This is a genomic window from Pantoea sp. JZ2, from assembly GCF_035191405.1.
Lineage (GTDB): Bacteria > Pseudomonadota > Gammaproteobacteria > Enterobacterales > Enterobacteriaceae > Pantoea > Pantoea stewartii.
On the sequence record NZ_CP045249.1, the window covers coordinates 71,920 to 94,509 of the forward strand.

Here is a 22,590-nt window from a genome sequence, read left to right on the forward strand (position 1 = left end):
ATTTAAATGCTTGATGGTAGTACAAACTGTCAGCCACAGAAATGACGGGGTGAAAATGAACAGAATGATAGTAATCTGCTATTTACTAACGTTGGGATACAATGCCAGCGCTCAGGCAACCACTCCTGTGAAGATTTCGGCTACCGCGCCGGGAATAAAAAATGGCACAATTAATTGGGATAAACCATGGTGGCCGTGGGACGGGCCGAATTTAGTGTGTTGTGCTTCCGACTCCAGTGTTCAAGTTACAGTCCAGGGTGTAACTGGTGCTTGTATGTGCGCTGATGGAGTAGACGACCGAGGGTTTGAGGTACCCAAAAGAATGCCTACCGGCACAACCTTTGTATTGACAAACCCAACTGACAGTGAGCGAACAGTAGAGCTTAAGTTTCATGAATCAGGACGAGCGGGTACATGGCAGACATACGGTGATTCGATATTGAAAGTGCCAGCTGGTAGCACATTCTCTGCGTTGGTGGAGACTCAGGTACAGACAACACTTCATGGACAGGAACGTCAGATTATGGAGTTAGCACGGCCTGAAGAGCCTGGCGGTGTGCTCACTTTCATACCTGATAAAACAGATGGCACGCAGGGAGAAATAGCTGGCCAAGGCAATAATGTAGTTCCTTACCGTATTGACGGTGCGGAGTGGAAAGATAGCAGGTGGGTTGCCAAAAATACAGCACCGATGATGCTAATATTGAATCCTGGCCAGCAGAAGCTAAAGCCGGGCACTTATTCCGGTACATTAAATGTTAAACTTGCCATTCCTTAGGTTCCGGAAAAGCGAAATAAAGCAGAAAAGAAGAATCACTTCGACGCAGAAGTTTTTTTAAAACATCCTGAAATCAGCAGTCAAACGCGATGAATTTCAGGTTACTATAAACCTTAACCTACTAACCATCCTGAATGCAATGCTGAATAAATAATGAAGCATAGGATCCGTTGTATCACCAACATGCTTCGTCATCGGGCTCAAAGACAGTTGTTATGCTAAAACTAAAGGGCAAGATCGTCCACCAAGGCGTGAGCAGTAATTATTTAATTTATAGGAGGCTAAATATAAATGGTATAAAAAAATTAAAAAAGCGCAAAAAATTCCAGCTATTGTGTTAAAGAAGCACTCCTAAAATTTCTAAGATCAAAAAAAGAGAATATGTAAATCAAAATGTTAAGATAAGGGAAGTGAGAATTTAAAAAAATCAATTCAAACAGATGATTGCCATCAAATGTTCATGTGCTTAAATTAGCAATGTTCAAAATATGCTTAGGGTAAGTCAAGAAAGATGAAGAGCAAAAACTTGGTTATTCTTACATTTTTTAGGATTTTCATTAAAAAAATAAAATAATTAATTATCTTAATACCTTAAGATATGATTTTTCACTCTTAAAGATAAAACAAAAAAGAGTAGAAAACATGAAAAAACAAGTTTTGTAATATTAATTTCTGCCATTTCATTTGGTGTTTTAGCTAAACCTGGTTTCGTTAATTCAGGTCAAGAAACATATTTGAATGGTGGGTTTAGGGGACCGACCCCAGCCTTGACGAGTATTGAACAAGCTAAATCCTTACATGATGATGCATGGGTGGTCTTAGTAGGTCATGTCATTAAACAAGTTGGTCATGAACTATACGAGTTCAGAGGTAGAAGTGGTAGTACTTATGTCGAAATTGATGATAAATACTGGATGGCCAGACTGTTTCTCCTGAAAAAAAGTACGTATTGAGGGCGAAGTTGAAAAAAATGGAATAACTTTTAGATTGATGTAAAAAAATAGAAATTGTACTATAACAGTTTTTAAAATTAAATTTACAGCGGTGATTTTATTTTAATGAATTAATTTAACGACGCCGCTAAGATGAAACGTCCAGAATAATGACAAAAGCAATCATTAATATCACCACTGAGAGTAAAGGATGTTTACACCAAAAAACCAACAAGATAAAATCCACGAGTATTCATATTTTACATGCACTTAACAACTGAAGCTTCCTTTCTGTTTACCTTGCGGGATAATTATATTTTAACAACACACTTAAAATTTTTATGCATTTTAATAAAGTTGATTTGCAAATTCTATCAGTAGGAATTGTTAAATGTACGGCTTCGTTTAGTTAAAATTATGGAGATTTATTATGTATATGTTCCTCCCTGTAAGCACACCCGTTTTAGTTCCACGCACTTTTTGAGAGTTCCGGGGTTTCAGTCATCAGCCGGTACTCTTCCGGTGTCAGGTTATTCAGGGATTCATGAGGACGCTCGCTGTTGTATTCATTCAGCCAGCTTTCCGTGATTTCCCGTGCTTCATTCAGCGTTCTGAACAGGTAAAAATCCAGGATTTCTGTCCGGTACGTCCGGTTGAACCGTTCGATAAACGCATTCTGCGTCGGCTTACCCGGCTTGATAAATTCCAGTGCCACACTATGCTTTTCAGCCCACTGCGCAAGTGTCAGCGAAACCAGTTCCGGGCCGTTGTCCATCCGCAGTTTCAGCGGATACCCCCGGTTCGCCACTATCCTGTCCAGTACTCTGACCACCCGTTGCGCCGGGATATTCAGGTCAATTTCGATCGCCAGTGCTTCGCGGTTAAAATCATCCACTACGTTGAAGGTCCGGAAGCGTCTGCCGCACACCAGCGCATCGTGCATAAAATCGATGGACCAGCTCTGGTTCATCGCCTCTGGCGTCGCCAGCGGAGCAGGATTACGCACCGGCAGGCGCTGTTTTCCCTTACGGCGAAAATTCAGTTTCAGCAGGCAATAAATCCGGTGAACACGTTTATGATTCCAGGTGTTGCCCTGCCTGCGCAGCAACTGGAACAACTTCTTAAAACCATATCGCGGGTAGCGCTCTGCCAGCTCAGTCAGCAACTGGATCACTGGTTCATCGCGCCGGGTATCGGGCTGGTAAACATAGACCGTCCTGCTCAGCGATAATGTCCTGCAGGCCTGGCGGATGCTCATGGCGAATTGTGCCGTCAGATAGCTGACGAGCTCCCGCTTTATCGCTGGTTTTAAAGCTTTTTTCAATAACGTCTTTCAGTGCACGGCACTCAAGACTCAGGTCCGCAAACATCTGTTTGAGGCGACGGTTTTCATCCTCAAGGTCTTTCATCTTTTTGATATCAGAGGCTTCCATCCCGCCAAACTTCGCTTTCCAGTTGTAGTACGAAGCCTCGGAGATCCCGGCTTCACGGCAGACATCCTTGACGGTACGTCCGGCTTCGACGGACTTCAGAACGGCAATGATCTGGTGTTCGGTGAATCGGGCTTTACGCATGGCGATCTCCTCAGAGGACATAATCAGTATGTCGGAAGATCTCTAAAAGTGAATGGTTCGTTTTACCGGGATGCTTACACTTCAGCGCTCACCCAATATTCAGGTCATAGCCGGCACCTCGTTGGTCGCGCACCTCCGCGAGAACCTTGCAGCCGCTAACTTGTCGCTCTCAACAGATCAGGTTCGTCGTCTTAATGAAATGAGAGGAACTTAATAAGAAAAGCCGCCGAAAGGTGGTTTTGACTTATCAGGTTTAGAGGTGCTCTTGTGAGTTATTCAGCTTGAGCGAACGGATTCAACACCGTAAGTAAGTCTGTAAGTTATTTCATTGCCGGAAACAATCCTGCAAAACGTCCATTTCTGATACAAAGCGGACGCTAACATCTCTTCCTTTGTCCGCAATGAGCGAGGAGCGGACGTTCGCGGTTATCCGATAGTGGAGGAAGAGTCTGCTAATGAGGCCGTATATTCATTTGCAGGGAGCTGGTCAGAGGGTTATCTGAACTTCTTAAAACGGACTTGTTCGAACAGGTTTAGCGAATTATATTCAGAGTTCCTGCTCCCTGAACCGACTCGCACTGTGAGGTTTTTCTGAAATGAACAACTAATGTGTCCTGACCTTTTACTGGTTTGCCAGGGGTAAATGCACATTGTTGTTTATGTAAATTTGTCTGCTAACCGCAAACGTTGATAGCAGCCTCCATCAAAACTCTCTGGGCTTTACTGTCTGGCATTGTCTTTACCTGCCCGGGAGAGATAATCATGACGAGTCATTTTTCCTTCAGTAATGTTTACCATCACAATCAGGCTGTCTGGGATCGCATGGCGCGCGAAAATTGTGACTGGTCGCGTCCCGTGACAACGGAAATCATTGAGGCCGCCCGAAAAGGCCAGTGGCATGTACAACTGATACCTTCTGAACTCCCTTCTGGATGGCTTGACGACGTGAACGGTATGCGTGTTCTGTGTCTGGCCGCCTCCGGCGGCCAGCAGGCCCCTGTGCTGGCAGCTGCCGGCGCTGAGGTGGTTGTTCTTGATGCATCAAAGGAACAGCTGGCCCTGGATGAGATGGTTGCGATGAGAGACAATCTGGAATTGCGGACAGTATTAGGCGATATGCAGGATTTATCAGCCTTTGAGGATGAGTCATTCGATCTGATTTTTCATCCCATATCTAATCTGTATATACCTGATGTACGCCAGGTATGGATCGAATGTTTCCGTGTCCTCCGTAAAGGAGGGAAGCTACTCAGTAGTTTTTATAATCCGGTTGTCTTTGTTTTTGACCGTTCACCCGAGCTGGCCCCTGAAGGTTTGGTGAAGCCGGCTTTCATTTTGCCGTATGCCGATATAACGGATTTGGATGCAGAGGAAATTGATAAGAAGATAGCCAGAAATGAGGCTTTTGTTTTTGGCCATTCGTTAGCAGAACAAATTAGCGGGCAACTGGAAGCCGGTCTGATGCTGACGGGTTTCGATGAGGCTTTTCAGCCTACACCACGTTTTCTTATCGATAAATACATGCCAACCTTCATAGCAACATGTTCTGTTAAACCGGTCTAGCTCAGATATGGCTCTGCTCAGGCAGCGGAGCCACTGACAGCTGATGAAATCTGATTCAGTCCTGAGCTTAATATTTAAACCGTGTTTATATGCGCCTGTTTTAAACACCAGACAAAATATACCTGAGAAACTTCATGATGCAGTATGGATACATTCAAGCAAGTCACCGCCACAGCACCCTGAGGTTCAGTCCCTTGCAACTTGAAGTAAGATGGATATAACTGTTATATTTCAAAGAAATGTCGAAACACTGTAACAGGAGATTTAACTGCCAAAGGCTGAAGTGGAAAACACCCTGAGAGCTGACTCAGTGAAGGTTTTCGACTGAGTTTTTCATAAAAAAAATCAGCCTTGTCGGTTCTTATCTCCCCATTTCTACATAAAAATTGTCCCCAGAGGGGCATATTCCGGTATTTACCAGTAACAGCCTTTGAAGAAGCTATATATTGCGGAGGAAACAGTCTCTGGTATGCACTTATATTATATAACCATGAGAGCCCGCAAACATTTGAAATTTCAGGATGAGATGTCAGTATAAGCCGGAAAAGCTCCCTTAATTCTGCATATCTCATTTCCCTCTGGCTATAGCTTAGTGGTGACTCTTTTTCATCTTCTCGATTTTCGAAATGAATCCTTGCAGTGTTCCCAGACTCATATCCACATGAAAAACAGCCCGAAATCGCTATCACATCAGGGGGCTGCACTTCTGCTCTCGACTGCCAGACTTCATAGGTATATATCGCATTCCTGGCTGGGTTGCTATTTAGGCCGCCAACGTATTCTACCCACTCAGGGTTACCGGCATCGAAATCCCGTCCCAATCCCAGCCGGATATAAATATTCGTATAATCCATGATTGCAGCGCCCAGAGATGAATCTGTGACAGAAGTTATATAAGCAGCAAATTCAAGCTGCATTCTGAAGAAATCCTGAGTGACCAGCATTAACTGAAAACCTCATTTTCTGCCAATGAGCGATGAGAAACGGTTAAAGTTAATTATTGCATGTCCATATTACAAAATTATCAAGAAGTTAAACTCACTTGCCAGGGTAACAGATTCTTGACACGGTTCACCGGCCAGTCCTGAATATGATCGATGACGTAACGCAGCCACGCCTCAGGATCCACACCATTTAGTCGGCAGGTGCCTATCAGTGAATAGAGCACAGCGGCTCGTTCACCACCGCTGTCGGAGCCGGCAAATAACCAGTTTTTTCTGCCTAAAGCCACACCCCGGAGCGCATTCTCCGCGATGTTGTTGTCGATTTCTGCCCAGCCGTTGCCGCAGTACAGGTTGAGTGCATCCCACTGCTTCAGCAGGTACGAGAGCGCCTTCGCCGTATCCGAGTGCCGTGACAGCACCTTCATCTGCACCTGTATCCAGTCGTAAAGCGACTTCATCATCGGCACGGTTCTGGCTTTGCGGACTGCCAGTCGTTCGTCTACCGGGCTGCCGCGTATCTCCGCCTCGATGGCATACAGCTCACCGATGCGCTTCAGCGCTTCAATGGTGATGTCCGTCGGCGTACGGACGTGAACGTCGTGGATTTTCCGCCGGGCATGCGCCCAGCACGCCGCTTCGGTGATGCGCCCGTCTTCGTAAAGGGCATTGTAGCCCCCGTATGCATCCGCCTGCAGGATCCCGCTGTACCCGCTCAGGTGCTGTTGTGGATGCACGCCTTTACGGTCCGGTGAGTACGCGAACCAGACCGCAGGGGGCAGCTCTGAACCCACGTTGCGGTCATCCCGCACGTACACCCACAGCCGGGCCGTGCGCGTTTTGCCGCTGCCCGGCTCCTGAACCGGTACCGGGATATCGTCGGTGTGCACTTTGCCCGGCGTCAGCACGTACTGGCGCAGCAGGTCATACAGCGGCTCCAGCAGTTCGCTCACCGCCCCGGACCAGCGCCCCAGCGTGGCCCGGCTCAGCTCAACGCCCTGGCGGCGGTATATCTCCGACTGACGGTAATGAGGCGTGTGCTCCGCGAACTTCGCCGCGACGATGCGCGCCAGCAGGCCGGGACCCGCGTAGCTGCGCTCAATGGGTTTTGACGGCATGGCGGCCTGAACGATATGGTCGCACCTGCGGCAGGCCAGTTTTGGACGCTGCGTTTCGATAACCTTAAAGGCGCTGCTGATGAGCTCCAGCTGTTCCGACACGTCGCAGCCCAGCACGCTGAGCTCTCCGCCGCACGCCGGACAGGCGGTTTCGGCGGGCGGCAGAATGCGGGTTTCGCGGGGAAGCGAGGCCGGCAGCGGTTTACGGGAGGAAGACTGACGCAGCGGCTGCGTAAGTACCGGGTCATGCTGCTCGCCCAGCACCTCAGCCATATCTTCCTGCAGGGCGCTGATGCGCTCTTCAGCTTCGCGCACCTGACGTACCGTTTTCTCACGCAGCTTTTCGGAGCTTTTGCCGAACTGCATGCGCTGCAGCTTAGCAACCAGCGCCTTCAGTCGGTTTATCTCACTGACGTACGCCGCCACCCGCTGCGAGAGCAGGCGGTTGTACTCCGCCATTTCGCGGATTGTGTGCTGCTGTGTGTCCAGCAGCGCCCGGAGCCGGGCGTTTTCGTCGGAGAGTGAGCGTTCCATGCAGCCACATTACGCCGGTTCAGATGCGCAGGCCAGGATGATTTATCCGCTGCGGATGCTTCCAGTTGATACCCTCAAGCAGCATCGCCAGCTGGGCCTGCGTGAGGTGAACCCTGCCGTCGCGATTGACCGGCCAGACAAAGCGCCCCCGCTCCAGCCGTTTGGTGAACAGGCACAGGCCGTCGCGGTCGGCCCACAGCACCTTTATCATGTCACCCCGCCGGCCGCGGAAGATAAAAAGGTGGCCGCTGAACGGGTCCGTTCGCAGCGTGTTCTGCACTTTCGCCGCCAGCCCGTTAAAGCTGCAGCGCATATCCGTCACACCGGCGACCAGCCAGATGCGGGAGCCACCCGGAAAGTTAATCATGCCTCACCCTCCCTGAGTTCGCTGACCAGTGCACGCAGGAGCTCCGGCGTCAGTGGCCCGGTCAGACTCAGGCTGCCGCCCGGCAGCGTCAGCTTGCAGCTGATGACCGGTGGCTGGTCTGATGATACGGCCCCGTTGTGTCTGGAGGGCGGCGAAAGCGGCTCCACGGTGACCGGAATGAGAGCGGCTCTGCTGGCAGGGTCCAGCAGTCCCTGACGATGCAGATTACGCCAGTTAAACACCAGATTGTCGTTAACGCCATGTTCCCGTGCCAGTTCTGCCACGCAGGCACCCGGCTGCAGGCTCAGCTCCGCCATGCGGATTTTGAACTCCAGAGGCCAGTCCGGACGGCGTTTTTTGACAGGAAGATTTGTCTCCAGATTGAAGGCATACAGCTCCTCCTCCAGTCGCTCAGGCGTGTATTCCTCCGGCAATGGCCAGTTGATACCCGTACGGCGAAAACGTTTGAACATTTTATGCGTGGCGGAAGTGCTGACGTTCAGTTGCTCAGCGATTTCACGGTAAGTCAGGGCATCGTTCAACCGCAGGCTGAGTGCGGTGATGATCCAGGGTCTGCTGATGTAAGGCGTGTTTCTGTCCATGGTAGTGTCCATGTTCGCGAAAGTGTCCATGGTAAGAAACACGGGGAGAAATGAAAGACGGCCTGAACGATACGCTTACGGACGTTGCTGCGCGCCGCTTTATGCCGCCTGTCGGCGGGGGAGGGCAGAAAACCCGGTCCGTGCGGTCTGCGGCCGGTGCCGTGCCTTCACTCTAGCCCGACCGCTGCGTGATCAAGAGATCGCTTCGCTCGCCTCCTCACCCGTTCGCTCTCCCTCCGCCGCGCTTACTTCCGTCGCGCTTCCGCTCAGTATTCGCGTCAGCGCCGTGCGTAATCACGTCTCCGCTCGCTTGCGCTGCGGCCTCGTCGTCGCTCCTGATCACTCCGCTTTTCGTCGGGCTGTCATTCAGGCACGGCACAAGCCGTAACGGTAATTCCCTCTGACTGCGGAGATGTCTGATGAACACACAATTCCAGGTTTACCCGCCAGCGTCCGTGCTGGCCGATTCTGAAAGGCTGCATTTTCTGCCTGCGCTCTTTGGCCACGACTTCATGCGGGCCGAAAACAACGTGTACCTCTACGCCGACCGTTATCTGGCCAACTATGACGGGGCGGTGTGGGACTTTGTACGGCTGCCAGGCGTGCCCCACGGCGGCGGCTACATGAAGCCCGCCGGAGAAGAACGCTGGCAGTTTTCCAGCCCCCACGTCTGGACTGACCTTGAAATCAGTTCCGACGCGGCGGGGATCATCATCACGGCGCTGGTACTGAATCACCGTAGCTGGCTCTACGACCGCCACGACGACGAGGAACTGTGCGCGCATTTCTGCCGTCGCTACCGCCAGCTGACCGCGTTTGCACAAATTCATCCCGAAGCCGCCGCGATTTTCTGCGCCCTTGACTGATAACCCACGGGGCGGAGGGCCGCCCCCTACAGGAGAAAAAAACATGCATGGCACCGTAAATGAAGTCTGCGCCTGGCTGCTGGAAAACTATATCCCGGGGTGCGCCCTGACCGTTCTGGTGTGGACAGTTGAAGATGTGGAAGTCTGTAGCGAAGACATGGGCATTACCGAACAGGAGGCTGTCGAGGTGCTCAGACGCATCGCACAGGATGAGAACTACATTACGCACGGTATCAACAGACAGACCGTATGGGAGCATCTCAGCAACATTCGGGCGATGTATCAGGTACGTGAAGTCAGCCTTGACGCCAGAAGCCTTCAGACGCTGACCGAGGCCGCAGGGCGCTTAGTCCAGACCGGAGGAGAGGACGACCCCGACCCGATTTTGCAGGCAGTCGCCCAGGCAAGAGTGGCTCTGAACAGGTAAGGAGAAAAAATGAAACTGTCACCGCAAACCCGCGACATTCTTCGTCAGTACAGGGCGCTGATTAACGAACACCGCCGCAGCAGTGGACTGAGAGAACTCAGGACGGAGGAAGTCGTTGATGAGATCTGTCATTTCATGACCTGCCAGTGCGCGGTCTACATCGGAGGCCGCTTCATTAAGCAGGACGGCAAAGGATAATCAGCAGCGTTCAGGCGGTTACGGCCGCCTGTCAACCCGCCCAAAACCCTGCGCCTGCGGCGGCGGAGCGGCAGGGCGCGCGCCTGACGGCGCGGCCACCGCACCGCTTCTGATAACACCATTCTTCAGTGAGGCGTTTACCGCCATTTTTTCAGTGTTTTCTGTCGTGATGCGCGGGCGCCTTAGCGGGTTTTGCCCGTGGGACACGAAAAAAATGCTGCTACACCGGGCGTCCTGTCGGCTGTCATGCTCCGCACAGAGCCGGCGCGCCGTCTCTGCCCGGCCCCGTTCCGGGGCAGCGGGTTTCCATCCTGACGCAACACCTTTCGCCTGCAGCAGCCGTTCCGGCTGCGCCGCTCGGTCGCGCCGTCTCCGGCGCTCCGCGCATCCCGCCAGTACACACGGCGGGATGTAAGGGGCAACGCCGTTTCGCGCCCGCGCCTCACGCCGTTGCGGCGGGTTCCTGCTGCCGGTTGTTTCACGCGCATGAGTCCGTACGCCGGGGCTGAGACAGCCACAAACCGCCTGGCTGTCCAGGGACGGCTGAAGCCTCTCGCCGGAAAATTTTTTGTCGGGCCAAAAATTTTTCTGCTCGCGCCCGGACAGCTGCACCGGCCCGTGCCTGATTCGCCCTTTGCGGCGTACGGCTCTCAAGCGGGTGAAGGTTACAACCTGGTGAGCAAACAGCAGTTCCCCGCAAAACGTCAAAACCGCGGCCCCGGCAACTCAGCGGATGATGGTTCTTTAACAGACTGGAGAGGTTCAGGCAGATGCAGGCAAAGCGTATCTACAACGTTGCGTTTCTCGGCAGCAACGAAAAAGGCTCATTACCGATGTTTACCCGCGTCGAGGCTGTGACGGCGAAGCGGGCGCAGAAACGGTTTATCGAGGAGTTCAGGCCGGTAAAGGGCTGGTTCCTCGGTGACCCCGAGGACGTGACAGAACAGGCACAGACAGAAGCAGAAACACCGAATCAGCACCAGGCATGAACACCCCCCTTAACAATATGACACGCCGCCCCGCAGCGGCGTACAGGAAGGAGAAAAACATGACAGACACAACGACCGCACTCACCGCCGATATGCACTGTTTTGAGAATGCAGGCGAACTCATCCCGTCCGTGCCGGTTGAGCGCATCATCGCGCAACGCAACAGCGGCGTGGAGTGGTTTATGCAGGGTATGCACCTGATACAGCAGGCGCAGGCCGCGTTTGCGCAGGCGTCCGGGCGCGAATGGTTTTACGGCATGAAGGACATCATCGAATCCGGCCTCAGTTCGGCACGCGGTGACAAGGCGAGTGAAACCCTCCGCCGACAGATTGGCCGCCTTGCCGATCGCCCGATATGGGATCGCCTGATGCGTGACACCGGCATGCTGACGCTGATGAGCGCAGAGCAGAAAAAAGCATGGGATGCGGAGTTGTACGGCGAGGATTGCCCTGAAATCAGCTTTGACAGCGTGATCAGCACCTTCCGTCACCTCAACGCGAATAAAGCCGCGACCTTTGAGCAGGGGATCATCGACGTGTTCCGCAAACTGTCGTGGGACTACAAAACCAATAACCCCTGCATGCTCGGCAAACGCGTGATCCTGAGTGGCGTCATAGACAACCACGCAAACCGCTGGTATTCCGTGCGCACCTACGGGCAGGAGCGTTTAAACGACCTGGCCCGTCCGTTCTGGCTGCTTGACGGCAAAAACGTGCCGGACTGGCGCGTATCAGAGGGCATGCAGCTGGCTGACTTTATCAATGCCCGGTCGTCGAATCTCGGCGAGGTGCTGACATGCGCTTACTTCACGGTCCGCGCCTTCAAAAAAGGCTCCGCGCACGTCACCTTTACCCGCCCTGACCTCGTGGAAAAGGTCAATGACATCGTGGCCCGTCACTATCCGGGCGCACTGCCGCCAGCCGTCTGACAGGTGAGCGGGGGAGTTTGCCCCCGCCATCGTCTGACCGCGCGCAAACCCCTCTGGCCTGCGGCAAAGGAAAGGGGAGCGGCGCTGACGCGCCACTCTCTTTCCCTTTGCTGCTGCAGGCCGGATGACAGAGCTAACGGCCTTATCACTCCGGGAACGGCTTATGACGTCCTTAAGGGCTGTCTCTCCGGGCGTCCTGTCGGCTGTCATGCTTCGCACAGAGCCGGCGGGCCGTCTCTGCCCGGCCCCGTTCCGGGGCAGCGGGTTTCCATCCTGACGCAACACCTCTCGCTTGCAGCAGCCGTTCCGGCTGCGCCGCTCAGTCGCGCCGTCTCCGGCGCTCCGCGCATCCCGCCAGCACACACGGCGGGATGTAAGGGGCAACGCCGTTTCGCGCCCGCGCGTCACGTCGTTGCGGCGGGTTCCCGCTTTCCGCAGGGGTTGTGTTCGCCCGTCTGAGTCCTTTCGCCGGGGCTGAGACAAGCACAAACCGCCTGGCTGTCCAGGGACGGCTGAAGCCTCTCGCCGGAAAATTTTTTGTCGGGCCAAAAATTTTTCCGCTCGCGCCCGGACAGCTGCACCGGCCCGTGCCCGTTACGCCCTTTGCGGCGAACGGCTCTCAAACGGGTGAAGGATACAACCTGGGGAGAAAGCAGCAGTTCCCCGCAAAACGTCAGGACCGCGGCCCCGGCAACTCAACGGGTGACGGTTTTTAAGGGCAAAAAAAAGGAGATTTCATGGAAAAGTCAGCAGTGGTGCGCTTACCGGACGACATCTTTACCCGTGAGGAAGCGAACGCGGTCGCCGCGCAGTACATCAACGTCGCCATCGAGGACGATCAGGGTACGCACTTTCGCCTGGTCGTGCGTAAGGACGGCGCTATGGTCTGGCGCGCGTGGGATTTTGAGTCAAATGCGGGGGAAGGTCTGAACCGTTATATCGGTGAGTACGGCATCCGCAAAACGCAGTAAGCAGTGAAAGGTGCCCTGCCGGAGAGGTCACTCCGCAGGGCGTGACAGTTATCAATCTGGAGAACCAATAATGTCAGTAACCGAGTCTAAACCAAAAGCAGCAAAAAAAACCAGCGTCAAAAAAGTCACCGACGCCGAACAGGCGGCGGTCAGCGCGGCGCTTGAAGCCGCGCCACTGGAGCATGCGCCCCTGTCGGCGTTTGTGGTGTCGCCGCTCAATGCGCGCACCATCCCGTATTCTGCTGATAGCGTGGAGAGCCTGGCGGCTACCATTAAGTCGGTCGGCCTGTTGCAGAATCTGGTCGCCCATGCGCTGCCTGACGGGCAACTGGCTGTAGCCGCAGGCGGCAGACGCCTCACCGCCCTGAATCTGCTGCTGTCTCAGCAGGTTCTGACGCCCGATCATCCGGTGGCGTTCAAGCGCGTGTCTGAAGAGATAGCGGCGCTCGTCTCCCACATCGAAAACGCCCAGCGCAGCGACATGCATGCGGCAGAGCAGATAGCCAGCTTCGGTACGCAGGCGGCGCTGGGGAAAACCGCCGAGCAGATCGGTGCAGAGGCGGGTTACAGCACCCGCCACGTCCAGCGCATGCTCAAACTCGCGAACCTCGCCCCGTCACTCCTTAAGCTTCTGGCAGACGACAAACTGAACGTTGAGCAGTGTCAGGTGCTCTGCCTGGAAGACGATCAGGAGCGTCAGGTGAGCGTCTACGAGTCGGTGAAATCGGGCAGGCCTGACCTGCCCCTCTTCATGCTGAAACAGCAGATCACCGACAAAGAAATTTCCGTCACCGACCGCCGTTTCCTGTTCGTGGGCCGTGAAGCCTACGAGAACGCAGGCGGTGTGGTGCGTGAAGACCTGTTCAGTCAGCAGGAGGGCGAAGGAACGGCAGACATCGTGCTGCTGGAAAAACTGACCGTGCAGAAGCTGGAGGCAATGGCGCAGGAAATCCAGGCACAGGAGGGCTGGAAGTGGAGCATGGGCCGGATGAGATCACTGTGGCCGCACGGGGATGGTCTGGAATACCGCCTGACGGACGAGCCGGAGCCTGTGTATATCGATGACGAAGAATCACGTATTAATGCCCTGTACGAAAAGGCCGATGACTGTGCCAGTAGCGACGATGATGACGGTTACCTCGCGGCAACGGATGAAATCGAAGCCATTGATCTGGCCGCGCAGATCCGCGCATGGACACCTGAAACCCGCGCCGTAACGGGCGTGGTGGTCGGCTTTAACGGCATTGGCGAACTCTCTGTACAGCGCGGCGTGATCCGTCTGTCGGATATCGAGACGGTGGAAACGGAAGAAAGCAGTGAAACGGAGCCGCAGGATAACGACGCGCAGACATCCGGTGCCAGCCGTTTTGAGTATCAGTCACCGCCTGATGAGGCTGAGGGGATCAGCCTGCCGCTGCTCACGAAAATGTCCTCTGAGCGTACCCTTGCCGTGCAGGCCGCGCTGATGCAGCAGCAGAAAAAAGCCATTGCCCTGCTGACCTGGCAACTCTGCCGGAGCGTGTTCACTGCCGGTTATTTCCGCAGCAGACCGTTCCGGATCAGCCTGACCGAGTCACATTCCACCCTGACGGGCAATGCGCCTTCCGGCGAAAACGGGGCCGCCTTTCTGGCGCTCACGGAGGAGCGCAAAAGGCTGGAAGCGCTGTTACCGAAGGGCTGGGGTGAAGACCTCACCGCGTTTTTCTCGCTGAACGGCGAAACGCTCATGGCCCTGTTGACCTTCTGTGTCGCCTGCTCGGTGGACGGCGTCCAGACCCGCGAATGTGGCCACACCTCGCGCAGTAACCTGATTGAACTGGAGGCCGCGCTGGGCTTCAACCTGCGCGACTGGTGGAACCCGACAAAAGCGGGTTTATTCGGGGATCTGACACACGCCCGAATCATTGACGCCCTGAACGAGGCCGGACTCACGGGCGCGGCGCGGGATGCAGAGAAGATGAAGAAGGGCGACGCCGCAGAACTGGCTGAAAACAGAATGCGTGGCACGCGCTGGGTGCCTGCCTGGATGAAGGGGCCGGAGCCGGAAAAGGCCACTGACGACGCCGCTGCCAGCGAGGCTGACAGCGACACGGACAACAACGATCCCGCTCACGCGGCCTGACAGGGAGCGCGGCCCTTTGGGGCCGCAGAGAGACCATCATGAAAAATACCGTAATGAACAATCTCAGTGTGCTGGCGTCAATGCATCCCTGTGAGTTTGAAGAGTGGCGTGAGCGGGGCGAGGGCGAAAGGCATGTGCTGACCAGCGCCGTGCTTTCCCTGCTGGCCGTCCCGGCGGGCTGGACGGTCAACGGCGAGTACCGGGCCGAGTTCGGCGGCCTGTTCCCGGTGCAGTTGCGCTTCGCGCCGCCCGGTGAGGCATTCTGCCTGTGCGTGTGCAGCCCCGGCGAAGTCGCCGGAGAGTGGGTTGTCCTGATCGCGTCGGCGGATGGCGGCTGCGTGCGCGACGTCCTCCGGCTGACGCCGTTCGATCCGACGCGTATCAGCGCCCTGATCGCCGCTGCGGCGCAGGCCTGTCTGCTGGAGTACAGCGTCACCGGCCTGGCTGATTACCTGGTACAGGAGGGCGGCGTATGATCCCCAACAACCGTTCTCTGGTGCCGCTATCGCGTGAGCGGCAGGCCGCGATACAGGCGATTATGTATGTGGAGCAGAAAGCCGGACGCAGGCTTTACTGTGCCGAATATCCTTATGCGCGGGCTTATTTCCGCTTCCTTATGGGCAGCAAGCGGATCACGCTGAAAGAAATTCGTGTTTTCTGCCCCTGCCTGCAGGAGTCTGAACTGCGGGGAAGAAAGCAGGCGTGGCTGAAGGCCATCGATATACTGATAGCGAGCGAGGGCGGGTGCTGCCCGCTGCCGCTCAGTTGCAACGATGCGGGCTGGGTTTTTCCCGAAAAGCGTTTTCAGCAGACAGAGCGGCGGCGCATGAAAAGGGAACTGCATGCAGAGAAATACTCGCGTCAGCGGCAGCGGGAAAGGCAGGGCAGGGAGCGGGCCTACCTGGCGGAAAAAGGCCAGGCCGAAATCGACCTGGCCTTTCACACGCCGGAGACGGTCTCGTGCTGGGTGTCCCGCTGGTCGGAATCCGGGGTGACACAGTACGATCTGGAAACCCTGTTTTTCCGTTGGAGCGAGCGTTTCCCTTCCATGAAAGGGCTTGAGCGCTGGATGACAGAGGGGCAGCCGCTGTGGAAAATCGGAGCGGAAGCCCGTCATATGTCAGCGGAAGCGACAGAAGCGGTGCGGGAACTGGAGCGCTGGATGGTGCCGAACAAGCTCACGCAGGGCAGGCTGTTGCCGTAAAACGCAGACAGGCGCAGAATGACAAGAATGCTGATCTGTGCGGGTTAACATCATACTGAGAGGGTGATAATGGATTTAGTCCAGGCAGTAAACATGCATGAGGTGATGACGGGGGTGAATAATCCGCTGGTGCTGTCACTGATGGCCGTCATGGCCGTGTGCAGCCTGTATGTCGTGTGGCAGGCAGGAATGAGGGCTGTACGTTTTATCAGGCTGCTCAGTATGATGCGCTGAAGCTGACTGCTGACCCCGCTCAGCCGGGCGGGGCTGTTCAGTGGTTATGTTAAGGCGGATTTTTCCGGCCTTTTCCTGTCTGTTTTCACCTTCCCGGTATTCATTTTCTCCGTGTTCGTCTCCGTTTTTTTCTCAGGCTCCTCTTAAAGCAAACCCCTGTGAACCATGGCCCCCTTCGGCTCCTGCCCTGGCGGGCAGTCGTCAGCCCCACTCCGACAGGCGGCGGAAAAGCTGCCGCCCGTCTCCGCCGAACCGCAAAGGGCCGCGTTTCGGGCCTCCCGGCTAAGGTCTGATGGCTGAGGTCAACGTCAGGGGCTGCAACCGGCTGTCGCCGGTGCGTTAACCGGGCGCGGGCGCGCCCTGTAAGGCCGTCACGCCGTTCCGTCGTGCCGGAGGTGTTCATGCTCATGTCATCCCGTGCGGCTGTTCTGTTCCGGTGGTCCACCGCGGAGGGCTGACAGTCGCACAGTCCTTCTCCCTCCCACACAGGTCCGCTTCGCCGTTCCTCACCCGTTCGCACTCGCCGGAAAACCGGCTCGCTTGCGCTGCGGCTTCCGGGACGCCTGTGTTCCGGTCGGCGGCCGGTGCCACTTTGCCCTTCGCCGCGATGAACTCACCGAAACAGGGATAACAGCAACCGAGAGAGGAGAACCAGCATGAACACCCACAACGTCAAGACCGCCGCTTCTGAATCTACCGAAACACGGGTTTTACGGCCAAACGTCAACGGCCTTCCGTCCGGTGTCGCGCAGACGCTGGCATTTCTGGGCCATCTGGCAGAGGACGGCATGGAAGAGGGGGAACGTGCGGAACTGCTGCTCGGTTCGCTGTTGAGCCTCGCGGAAGCGCTGCGCGATGCCGTGCCGGACTGGTCAGCCCGTCGCCCGCGACTGCCGTTTCCACTGGTGCGGGCGTGGCTGGCGGCGCGTGGCGTTGCCCTGGTGCAGTTCGGTGAAACCGGGCAGGGCGCATGGGCGTATGCCCTGCATTACCTGCGTACGGAACTGGACGCGGGCTTTTACTTCTGGCGCGACAACATCTGGTGATTTTTATGCGCCGCGCAGGCGGCGCAACCCACAACCACTGACAGGGAGAACGCTATGCAACTGATTATCCGTGACGTCCTGACGGGCCTTGATGCTGACCTGCTGACAGGCGGCAATCCCCGCGAGGCGGCGTTTATCGCCTCAGTGTATGACGGCGGGCGCGATACCGCCGAGGAGGAGCGGCTTTACTGGCTGGGCCGCGAGAAAGCGGCGCTGAAAGCGCCTGCGGAAATTGACGTTCACCGCTTTCACGACGCGCTGGGCGTGGCGTATCCGCTGAACTGGTCATGCAGTGAAGACGGGGAGTGTGAAACGTTCATGCTGGCCGAGTTTTACTGCGGGCAGGTGACCGACATTTACGCCCGGGCCGGCGCGCGTTACTTCCGGCTGCGGGATTATGCCCACCTCAGCCACGCGCAGATCATGACGCGCGTTAAGGAGGCCTTTGACCTGAGTCAGAAATGAAAAAAGCAGGCCTGAGCCTGCTCTGTCCAAACCGGAAGCTTACCCCCCTAAGAGTCTGCATCCGGTATTCATCAAACTTAATGGAGGTAAAACCATGCAGTTCGACCCGCAAATCGTGTCACACGCGCAGGCGTTTGTAAATGCCCGCCGTAACGGGAAACGTGCCCGCGTTCCGGCTATGCAGGTAAGGCAGTGGCCGTTCTTTATTGCCCTGGTCAACGCGGGCCTCGGCCTCGCGTGATGTAAATCCGGCCGCCCCCCTGCGGGGCGGCCGTTTAAGGAGTGGTTTATGTCACAGTTAGATTTTGCCGATTTTTTTAACCAGGCTGAAGATCCCGCCCCCGCGCCGGTTGTCCTCAACCCCTCAGCCCCCGCCTGCGATCCGTCCCCCGTGCATCGTATGATGAGCATCGAGACGGCGCGTAAACAGTTCGTCAGCGTGTTCAGGCACACGGCCCGGCACCTGCGCCGCTGGGACGTGTTCAGCGACTTCATTACGCTTGCGGCCAGTGAACTCGACCTTGCCACGATCCGCGCACCGGAAAGCATGGAGCGCTGCCGCAAAATCTGCGGGCGCTACAGGCCGGAGGACATTCAGGATCTTCACCGGCTTTTCAGCCTGATGGTGAGCGCCCTGGAAGCGAAGTTTCATGACTTTCTGGGGGCCATTTTCATGGAGCTGGAGCTGGGCGACGGCAGGCAGGGGCAGTATTTTACGCCGTACTCCGTACAGTCGCTGATGGCGCGCATGCTCATGCCTGGCGTACAGGAAGCCGTGAAGCGTGAAGGGCTGTTTACGCTGTCAGAGCCGACCTGCGGCGCGGGCGGCATGGTGGTTGCGGTGGCCGAATGTATGCTTGAGGCGGGGCTGAATCCCTCAGAGCAGATGTTTGTGAACTGCATCGACATCGATCCGGTGGCGGCGGACATGGCGTTTATCCAGCTTTCGTTGCTGGGCATTCCTGCGGAAGTCATCACCGGCAACACGCTGACAATGCAGTTCAGCCGCGTGCGTTACACGCCGGTGTATTACATCAACGGGTTTGAGGAGCGGCTGAAAGCGCAGCGCAGAATAAACGCGATGATGGATTTCCTGCGCTCCCTGTCTGACGGGCCGGTAAACCCTGGCCCGTAGCCGTCGCAGTCGGGCCGCCTCCTGCGGGCGGCCGTTCACAGTCGCCCGTCACAGGGCGGGAAAGAGCGGGTAAAGTGTTTCCTTGAGCGAAACAGTCTGGTATAATGTTTCGTAACGGGAAACAAGGGGATGGAGCATGATCAAAAGCTGGAAGCATAAAGGGTTGCAGAAGCTCTATGAAAAAGGCGACACGAGCGGCGTTCAGGCAAAGGATGCAGAACGTATTCGGCTGCGCCTGCTGGCCATCGATGAGGCCGGTTCGACGGATGAGTTCAGCCGCTATCCCGGTTTTCGTTTCCATCCGCTCAAGGGTGATCGCAAAAACCTGTATGCCATTACGGTGCGGGCCAACTGGCGCATCACCTTCGAGTTTACCGACGGCAACGCTTACATTCTCAACCTGGAGGACTATCACTGATGGCGATGCACAATCCCCCGCATCCTGGTGGCTTCATTACGGAGTACCTGGAAGACAATAACGTGAGCCTGCGTAAAATGGCGAAAGACCTGGGCGTCTCTCCGGCGGCGCTGAGCAAGGTGGCGTCCGGCAAGGCGGCCGTCAGCCCTGAAATGGCGGTACGGCTGGAGGCGGGGTTAGGCATTGCCGCGCGTCTCTGGCTGGCGATGCAGGCCGCTTTCGACCTGCACAAAGCGCGGGAAAACACCGATGTGTCGGGCGTCATCCTGCGCCCTGGCCTGGCCCCCTTCTCAGAAGAGGCGCAGAACGGTAAGGACGCATAAGACGCCTGACCGGAACGCCGCCGTAACCCTGTCACCCACGGCAGGGTCATTCCCCGCCAGCACCGCCGCATAAGCCCCGCGCCTCCCCCGCCGCGTTCTGTTCAGCTTCCTGCCGGTATACGTTATTCCCCAGCTGTCTTTATGCCGGTGCCGGTTGGGCTGGCCAGTATGTGGTTGCTGCCTTTACTGACTTAACAGCAACAGCAACAGCAACAGCCGGGACATGGCCCCCTTCGGCTCCTGCCCTGGCGGGCAGTCGTCAGCCCCACTCCGACAGGCGGCGGAAAAGCTGCCGCCCGTCTCCGCCGAACCGCAAAGGGCCGCGTTTCGGGCCTCCCGGCTAAGGTCTGATGGCTTAGGTCAACGGCTGCAACCGGCTGTCGCCGGTGCGTTCACCGGGCGCGGTCGCGCCCTGTAAGGCCGTCACGCCGTTCCGCCGTGCCGGAGGTGTTCATGCTCATGTTATCCCGTGCGGCTGTTCTGTTCCGGTGGTCCACCGCGGAGGGCTGACAGTCGCACAGTCCTTCTCCCTCCCACACAGGTTCGCTTACGCCGTTCCTCACCCGTTCGCACTCGCCGGAAAACCGGCTCGCTTGCGCTGCGGCTTCCGGGACGCCTGTGTTCCGGTCGGCGGCCGGTGCCACTTTGCCCTTCGCCGCGATGAACTCACCGAAACAGGGATAACAGCAACCGAGAGAGGAGAACCAGCATGAACACCCACAACGTCAACGTCAAAACCGCCGCTTCTGAATCTACCGAAACACGGGTTTTAAAAAACTTCGACGTGCAACTGCCCGTGCGTACAAACCGCCTGGTCGCCCTCGCGAAACTGGAAGGTAATCTGATGACGTACCGCGCGCTGGATGCGCTGGAGGCGACTGGTCCGGATGACGGTGATGACCTGTTATCTGATATCCGGTACGCGGCAGAACTCATCACGACGATGATTGATGAAGGGGATATCGCCACCCCGTCTGCGTACGAGCTGGCGACGTCCGTCCGGTCTCTCGCCACTGAAACAGTGCCAGCAGAGTGGGCCTGGGTGGACGGGCCTGACCTGCCAGCCCTGGAATACCTTCAGAAACATGCCCCGTTTCAGCGTGAAGCGCTGCGTCAGTCATATATCGAGGCGTCGCGCCCGTTTGGCCTTACCGTCTGCGGTCGCATGGAGTTCGACGAAGATGACCGGAATCTGGGTACGTACTGGCGTGACGTGGAAATCACCCTGGGCCGTGCGGACACTCTTCCGGAGACGATGGAGCTGCTGGTAAAGGCAAGCCTGAGCGGGGACTGGGGGCAGAGCGAATACGGTGGGTACGGTTTTGACCCGCACATCGCCACTATTACCGACATTGCACGCCGTGTGGTGCTGCGCGGCAATGCCCGCACGCTGGAGTGGGCCACACCGGAAACCGATCCGGCTGCGTTCGAACGTATTGCGGCACAGAAACAGGCGCTGCTTAAGCAGGCCGCTTATGAGTCCGGCTGGGACAACTATGAGACGGCCCGCCAGCTACGCCAGGAGGCCGACATGCTCGACCTGACCAGCGTTCACGCTGTGTGGCTGAACGATCCGCATGTGGCTGAAGCACTTCGGGAATATCAGCATCCGTCCACGCGCCTGGACGAAACCGAAATCATGGAGGGCATGGAGTTTTAGGCGCAAAAAAAGCAGGGTTTCCCCTGCTTTCTTCACGGCGGGTAGCTGTAACTACCCGCCACATCAAAATCAAACTCGGAGCTACGAATATGAATTTTGACCCGCAAATCGTCGCACAGGCGGCGCTGTTTGTAAACGCACTGCTCAGCGGCCAGCACGCTCATGTGCCTGCGATGCCGTTTTATCTCTGGCAGCAGTTCATGACGACCGTTAACACAATGACGGGAGCGCGCGCATGAATCAGAACAATACGGCATCCGGTACAGAACGTCGGCCAGTCACGCAGGAAGACATCACGCGTGTTCTGGGACCGTACTGTCTGATACGTCTGGATAACGGTGACGAGGCCTTTTACATCAACGGCCATTTCATTGAGTGCGCTGATGCAGCCCTTAAAGACCCGCCAGTCAGTGAGATCGCAAAACTTTCCGCACGGGCTGCGGATGCGTTTTTGCACTGTATCGATCTGGCTGTGCCGGAAGACGAAGACTGGTGCTGGAATGACATTGTCGAGCAGCTCGCCCGCAAAGCGCCTACGAGCGAGGTGTGCGGCACGGTCACCGTGACGTGCAGCGAGGTGAAGGGCAGGGGGGTACATTTCTGCAATCACCCTCTCCTCAGCGGGCATAACGATAACCTGTGGTTTCCGGTGGGAGAGCACGAAAGCTGGTCTGAGGCTGTTGAGCGTATTCTCGTCATGAATGGTCTGGCAGAAAAACTGCTGACGTTAAAGCCGCTAAATGAAGGCGATACGGGTAATTTCAGGGCAACTTACAGCCGCACAATCATCCTCTGATAAGCGCGGGCCGGAGGCATCCGGCCCCGCTGTCGTGAACGTAACAGGAGTCCTCCATGCTGAATAACACCCGACCTGACGGGATGGCGTCCCCCGTTGTTATGCGCCCGGAATCACTGAAAATAGCCGACCTCGATGACCTGGCGGATTACGCGCTGCATCCGGTTCCGTGGGAGACAACCGACGTGTCCTGTAGCGCTGCGGCGGCAGTCGTCACCTTCGCCCGTTGCACGGGGCTGGACAGTAAAAATGACCTGGCAGAAACGGCCATTACCGATCTGCTGGCAAATCTTATGCACCTGTGCAGCGCTAAAGATCTGCCGTTCTGCGAGCTGCTTATCCGCGCAGGTTCTCATTTCAGGGATGAAGCCGCAGGCTGATCCCGTGCCGTGCAGGGC

The 22,590-nt window shown here is 56.2% G+C and carries 28 protein-coding genes and 1 pseudogene; 24 read left to right on the forward strand and 5 right to left on the reverse strand.

What is annotated here, in order from left to right:
- Positions 1-55 precede the first annotated feature (55 nt).
- Positions 56-778, forward strand: coding sequence for a hypothetical protein (locus tag GC087_RS24170; RefSeq protein ID WP_205957573.1), 723 nt, complete (start codon positions 56-58; stop codon positions 776-778).
- A gap of 677 nt (positions 779-1,455) precedes the next feature.
- Positions 1,456-1,731 carry a YgiW/YdeI family stress tolerance OB fold protein gene (locus GC087_RS24175; protein ID WP_275273044.1) on the forward strand — a complete coding sequence of 92 codons (276 nt, stop codon included), beginning with the start codon at positions 1,456-1,458 and terminating at the stop codon, positions 1,729-1,731.
- Positions 1,732-2,173: 442 nt separating this feature from the next.
- Here the strand turns inward: GC087_RS24175 and GC087_RS24180 are convergent.
- Positions 2,174-3,284, reverse strand: a protein-coding gene (locus GC087_RS24180; RefSeq protein WP_205957572.1) for an IS3 family transposase whose coding sequence is annotated in 2 segments (ribosomal slippage) — positions 2,174-3,032 and positions 3,031-3,284 — 1,113 coding nt in all. Because the reading frame shifts where the segments join, the coding sequence is not laid out codon by codon here.
- A 79-nt stretch (positions 3,285-3,363) separates the two neighbouring features.
- Here GC087_RS24180 and GC087_RS24185 point away from each other — a divergent pair.
- Together GC087_RS24185 and GC087_RS24190 are read left to right on the forward strand one after the other, a co-directional pair.
- Positions 3,364-3,498 (forward strand): annotated as a pseudogene (locus GC087_RS24185) (oxidoreductase); the annotation flags it as partial.
- Positions 3,499-4,046: 548 nt separating this feature from the next.
- Positions 4,047-4,847 carry a class I SAM-dependent methyltransferase gene (locus tag GC087_RS24190; protein WP_205954854.1) on the forward strand — a complete coding sequence of 267 codons (801 nt, stop codon included), beginning with the start codon at positions 4,047-4,049 and terminating at the stop codon, positions 4,845-4,847.
- Between the two features lie 224 nt (positions 4,848-5,071).
- On the opposite strand, the gene GC087_RS24195 is transcribed toward GC087_RS24190, so the two are convergent.
- From GC087_RS24195 to tnpA, 4 genes are all read right to left on the reverse strand, one after another.
- Complete coding sequence (locus GC087_RS24195) at positions 5,072-5,764, reverse strand: hypothetical protein (RefSeq protein WP_205954850.1); 693 nt, start codon at positions 5,762-5,764, stop codon at positions 5,072-5,074.
- 107 nt (positions 5,765-5,871) lie between these two features.
- Positions 5,872-7,440: an IS66 family transposase gene (tnpC, locus tag GC087_RS24200; protein ID WP_205954851.1), complete on the reverse strand. Its 1,569-nt coding sequence runs from the start codon at positions 7,438-7,440 to the stop codon at positions 5,872-5,874.
- Between the two features lie 19 nt (positions 7,441-7,459).
- On the reverse strand, positions 7,460-7,807 hold the full coding sequence (gene tnpB, locus GC087_RS24205; protein ID WP_205954852.1) for an IS66 family insertion sequence element accessory protein TnpB: 348 nt from the start codon (positions 7,805-7,807) through the stop codon (positions 7,460-7,462).
- Positions 7,804-8,409: an IS66-like element accessory protein TnpA gene (gene tnpA / locus GC087_RS24210; protein WP_226374906.1), complete on the reverse strand. Its 606-nt coding sequence runs from the start codon at positions 8,407-8,409 to the stop codon at positions 7,804-7,806. Before tnpA ends, tnpB begins: the two co-directional genes overlap by 4 nt.
- A gap of 419 nt (positions 8,410-8,828) precedes the next feature.
- On the opposite strand from tnpA, the gene GC087_RS24215 reads away from it, so the two are divergent.
- The 20 genes from GC087_RS24215 to GC087_RS24310 all read left to right on the forward strand — a co-directional run bounded on the left by GC087_RS24215 (position 8,829) and on the right by GC087_RS24310 (position 22,572).
- On the forward strand, positions 8,829-9,275 hold the full coding sequence (locus tag GC087_RS24215; RefSeq protein ID WP_205954820.1) for an antirestriction protein: 447 nt from the start codon (positions 8,829-8,831) through the stop codon (positions 9,273-9,275).
- A 43-nt stretch (positions 9,276-9,318) separates the two neighbouring features.
- The gene (locus GC087_RS24220; RefSeq protein WP_205954819.1) at positions 9,319-9,702 is read left to right on the forward strand and encodes a DUF1380 family protein; all 384 of its coding nucleotides are present in this window, start codon (positions 9,319-9,321) and stop codon (positions 9,700-9,702) included.
- A gap of 9 nt (positions 9,703-9,711) precedes the next feature.
- Positions 9,712-9,900: a hypothetical protein gene (locus tag GC087_RS24225; protein WP_205954818.1), complete on the forward strand. Its 189-nt coding sequence runs from the start codon at positions 9,712-9,714 to the stop codon at positions 9,898-9,900.
- A 770-nt stretch (positions 9,901-10,670) separates the two neighbouring features.
- Positions 10,671-10,889, forward strand: coding sequence for a hypothetical protein (locus tag GC087_RS24230; protein ID WP_324030778.1), 219 nt, complete (start codon positions 10,671-10,673; stop codon positions 10,887-10,889).
- A 59-nt stretch (positions 10,890-10,948) separates the two neighbouring features.
- Positions 10,949-11,818 carry a DUF4942 domain-containing protein gene (locus GC087_RS24235; RefSeq protein WP_324030779.1) on the forward strand — a complete coding sequence of 290 codons (870 nt, stop codon included), beginning with the start codon at positions 10,949-10,951 and terminating at the stop codon, positions 11,816-11,818.
- Positions 11,819-12,555: 737 nt separating this feature from the next.
- On the forward strand, positions 12,556-12,789 hold the full coding sequence (locus GC087_RS24240) for a DUF905 domain-containing protein (protein ID WP_324030780.1): 234 nt from the start codon (positions 12,556-12,558) through the stop codon (positions 12,787-12,789).
- A gap of 70 nt (positions 12,790-12,859) precedes the next feature.
- Entirely contained in the window at positions 12,860-14,911 is a 2,052-nt protein-coding gene (locus tag GC087_RS24245; protein WP_324030781.1) for a ParB/RepB/Spo0J family partition protein, read from the forward strand.
- A 38-nt stretch (positions 14,912-14,949) separates the two neighbouring features.
- Positions 14,950-15,387 (forward strand): conjugation system SOS inhibitor PsiB, encoded by a 438-nt coding sequence (psiB, locus tag GC087_RS24250; RefSeq protein ID WP_205954814.1) that lies wholly within the window; start codon positions 14,950-14,952, stop codon positions 15,385-15,387.
- On the forward strand, positions 15,384-16,115 hold the full coding sequence (locus GC087_RS24255) for a plasmid SOS inhibition protein A (protein ID WP_205954813.1): 732 nt from the start codon (positions 15,384-15,386) through the stop codon (positions 16,113-16,115). The genes psiB and GC087_RS24255 overlap by 4 nt, the downstream gene beginning before the upstream one ends.
- Before the next feature lie 69 nt (positions 16,116-16,184).
- Positions 16,185-16,349: a hypothetical protein gene (locus GC087_RS24260; RefSeq protein ID WP_205954826.1), complete on the forward strand. Its 165-nt coding sequence runs from the start codon at positions 16,185-16,187 to the stop codon at positions 16,347-16,349.
- Positions 16,350-17,005: 656 nt separating this feature from the next.
- Complete coding sequence (locus tag GC087_RS24265; RefSeq protein ID WP_205957569.1) at positions 17,006-17,395, forward strand: hypothetical protein; 390 nt, start codon at positions 17,006-17,008, stop codon at positions 17,393-17,395.
- Positions 17,396-17,530: 135 nt separating this feature from the next.
- Positions 17,531-17,860, forward strand: coding sequence for a hypothetical protein (locus GC087_RS24270; protein WP_205954824.1), 330 nt, complete (start codon positions 17,531-17,533; stop codon positions 17,858-17,860).
- A gap of 94 nt (positions 17,861-17,954) precedes the next feature.
- Positions 17,955-18,101 carry a hypothetical protein gene (locus GC087_RS24275; protein WP_019106772.1) on the forward strand — a complete coding sequence of 49 codons (147 nt, stop codon included), beginning with the start codon at positions 17,955-17,957 and terminating at the stop codon, positions 18,099-18,101.
- A 48-nt stretch (positions 18,102-18,149) separates the two neighbouring features.
- Positions 18,150-18,995 (forward strand): N-6 DNA methylase, encoded by an 846-nt coding sequence (locus tag GC087_RS24280; protein ID WP_205954811.1) that lies wholly within the window; start codon positions 18,150-18,152, stop codon positions 18,993-18,995.
- Between the two features lie 136 nt (positions 18,996-19,131).
- On the forward strand, positions 19,132-19,413 hold the full coding sequence (locus tag GC087_RS24285) for a type II toxin-antitoxin system RelE/ParE family toxin (protein ID WP_019104686.1): 282 nt from the start codon (positions 19,132-19,134) through the stop codon (positions 19,411-19,413).
- Positions 19,347-19,736 (forward strand): HigA family addiction module antitoxin, encoded by a 390-nt coding sequence (locus GC087_RS24290; RefSeq protein WP_324030785.1) that lies wholly within the window; start codon positions 19,347-19,349, stop codon positions 19,734-19,736. Before GC087_RS24285 ends, GC087_RS24290 begins: the two co-directional genes overlap by 67 nt.
- A gap of 709 nt (positions 19,737-20,445) precedes the next feature.
- A complete protein-coding gene (locus GC087_RS24295; protein WP_205954809.1) occupies positions 20,446-21,396 on the forward strand; it encodes a hypothetical protein in 951 nt (316 codons plus the stop codon).
- Between the two features lie 89 nt (positions 21,397-21,485).
- Entirely contained in the window at positions 21,486-21,635 is a 150-nt protein-coding gene (locus GC087_RS24300; RefSeq protein WP_033766154.1) for a hypothetical protein, read from the forward strand.
- Positions 21,632-22,192, forward strand: coding sequence for a hypothetical protein (locus GC087_RS24305; protein ID WP_205954808.1), 561 nt, complete (start codon positions 21,632-21,634; stop codon positions 22,190-22,192). The genes GC087_RS24300 and GC087_RS24305 overlap by 4 nt, the downstream gene beginning before the upstream one ends.
- 56 nt (positions 22,193-22,248) lie before the next feature.
- Entirely contained in the window at positions 22,249-22,572 is a 324-nt protein-coding gene (locus tag GC087_RS24310; protein WP_205954807.1) for a hypothetical protein, read from the forward strand.
- Positions 22,573-22,590 lie beyond the last annotated feature (18 nt).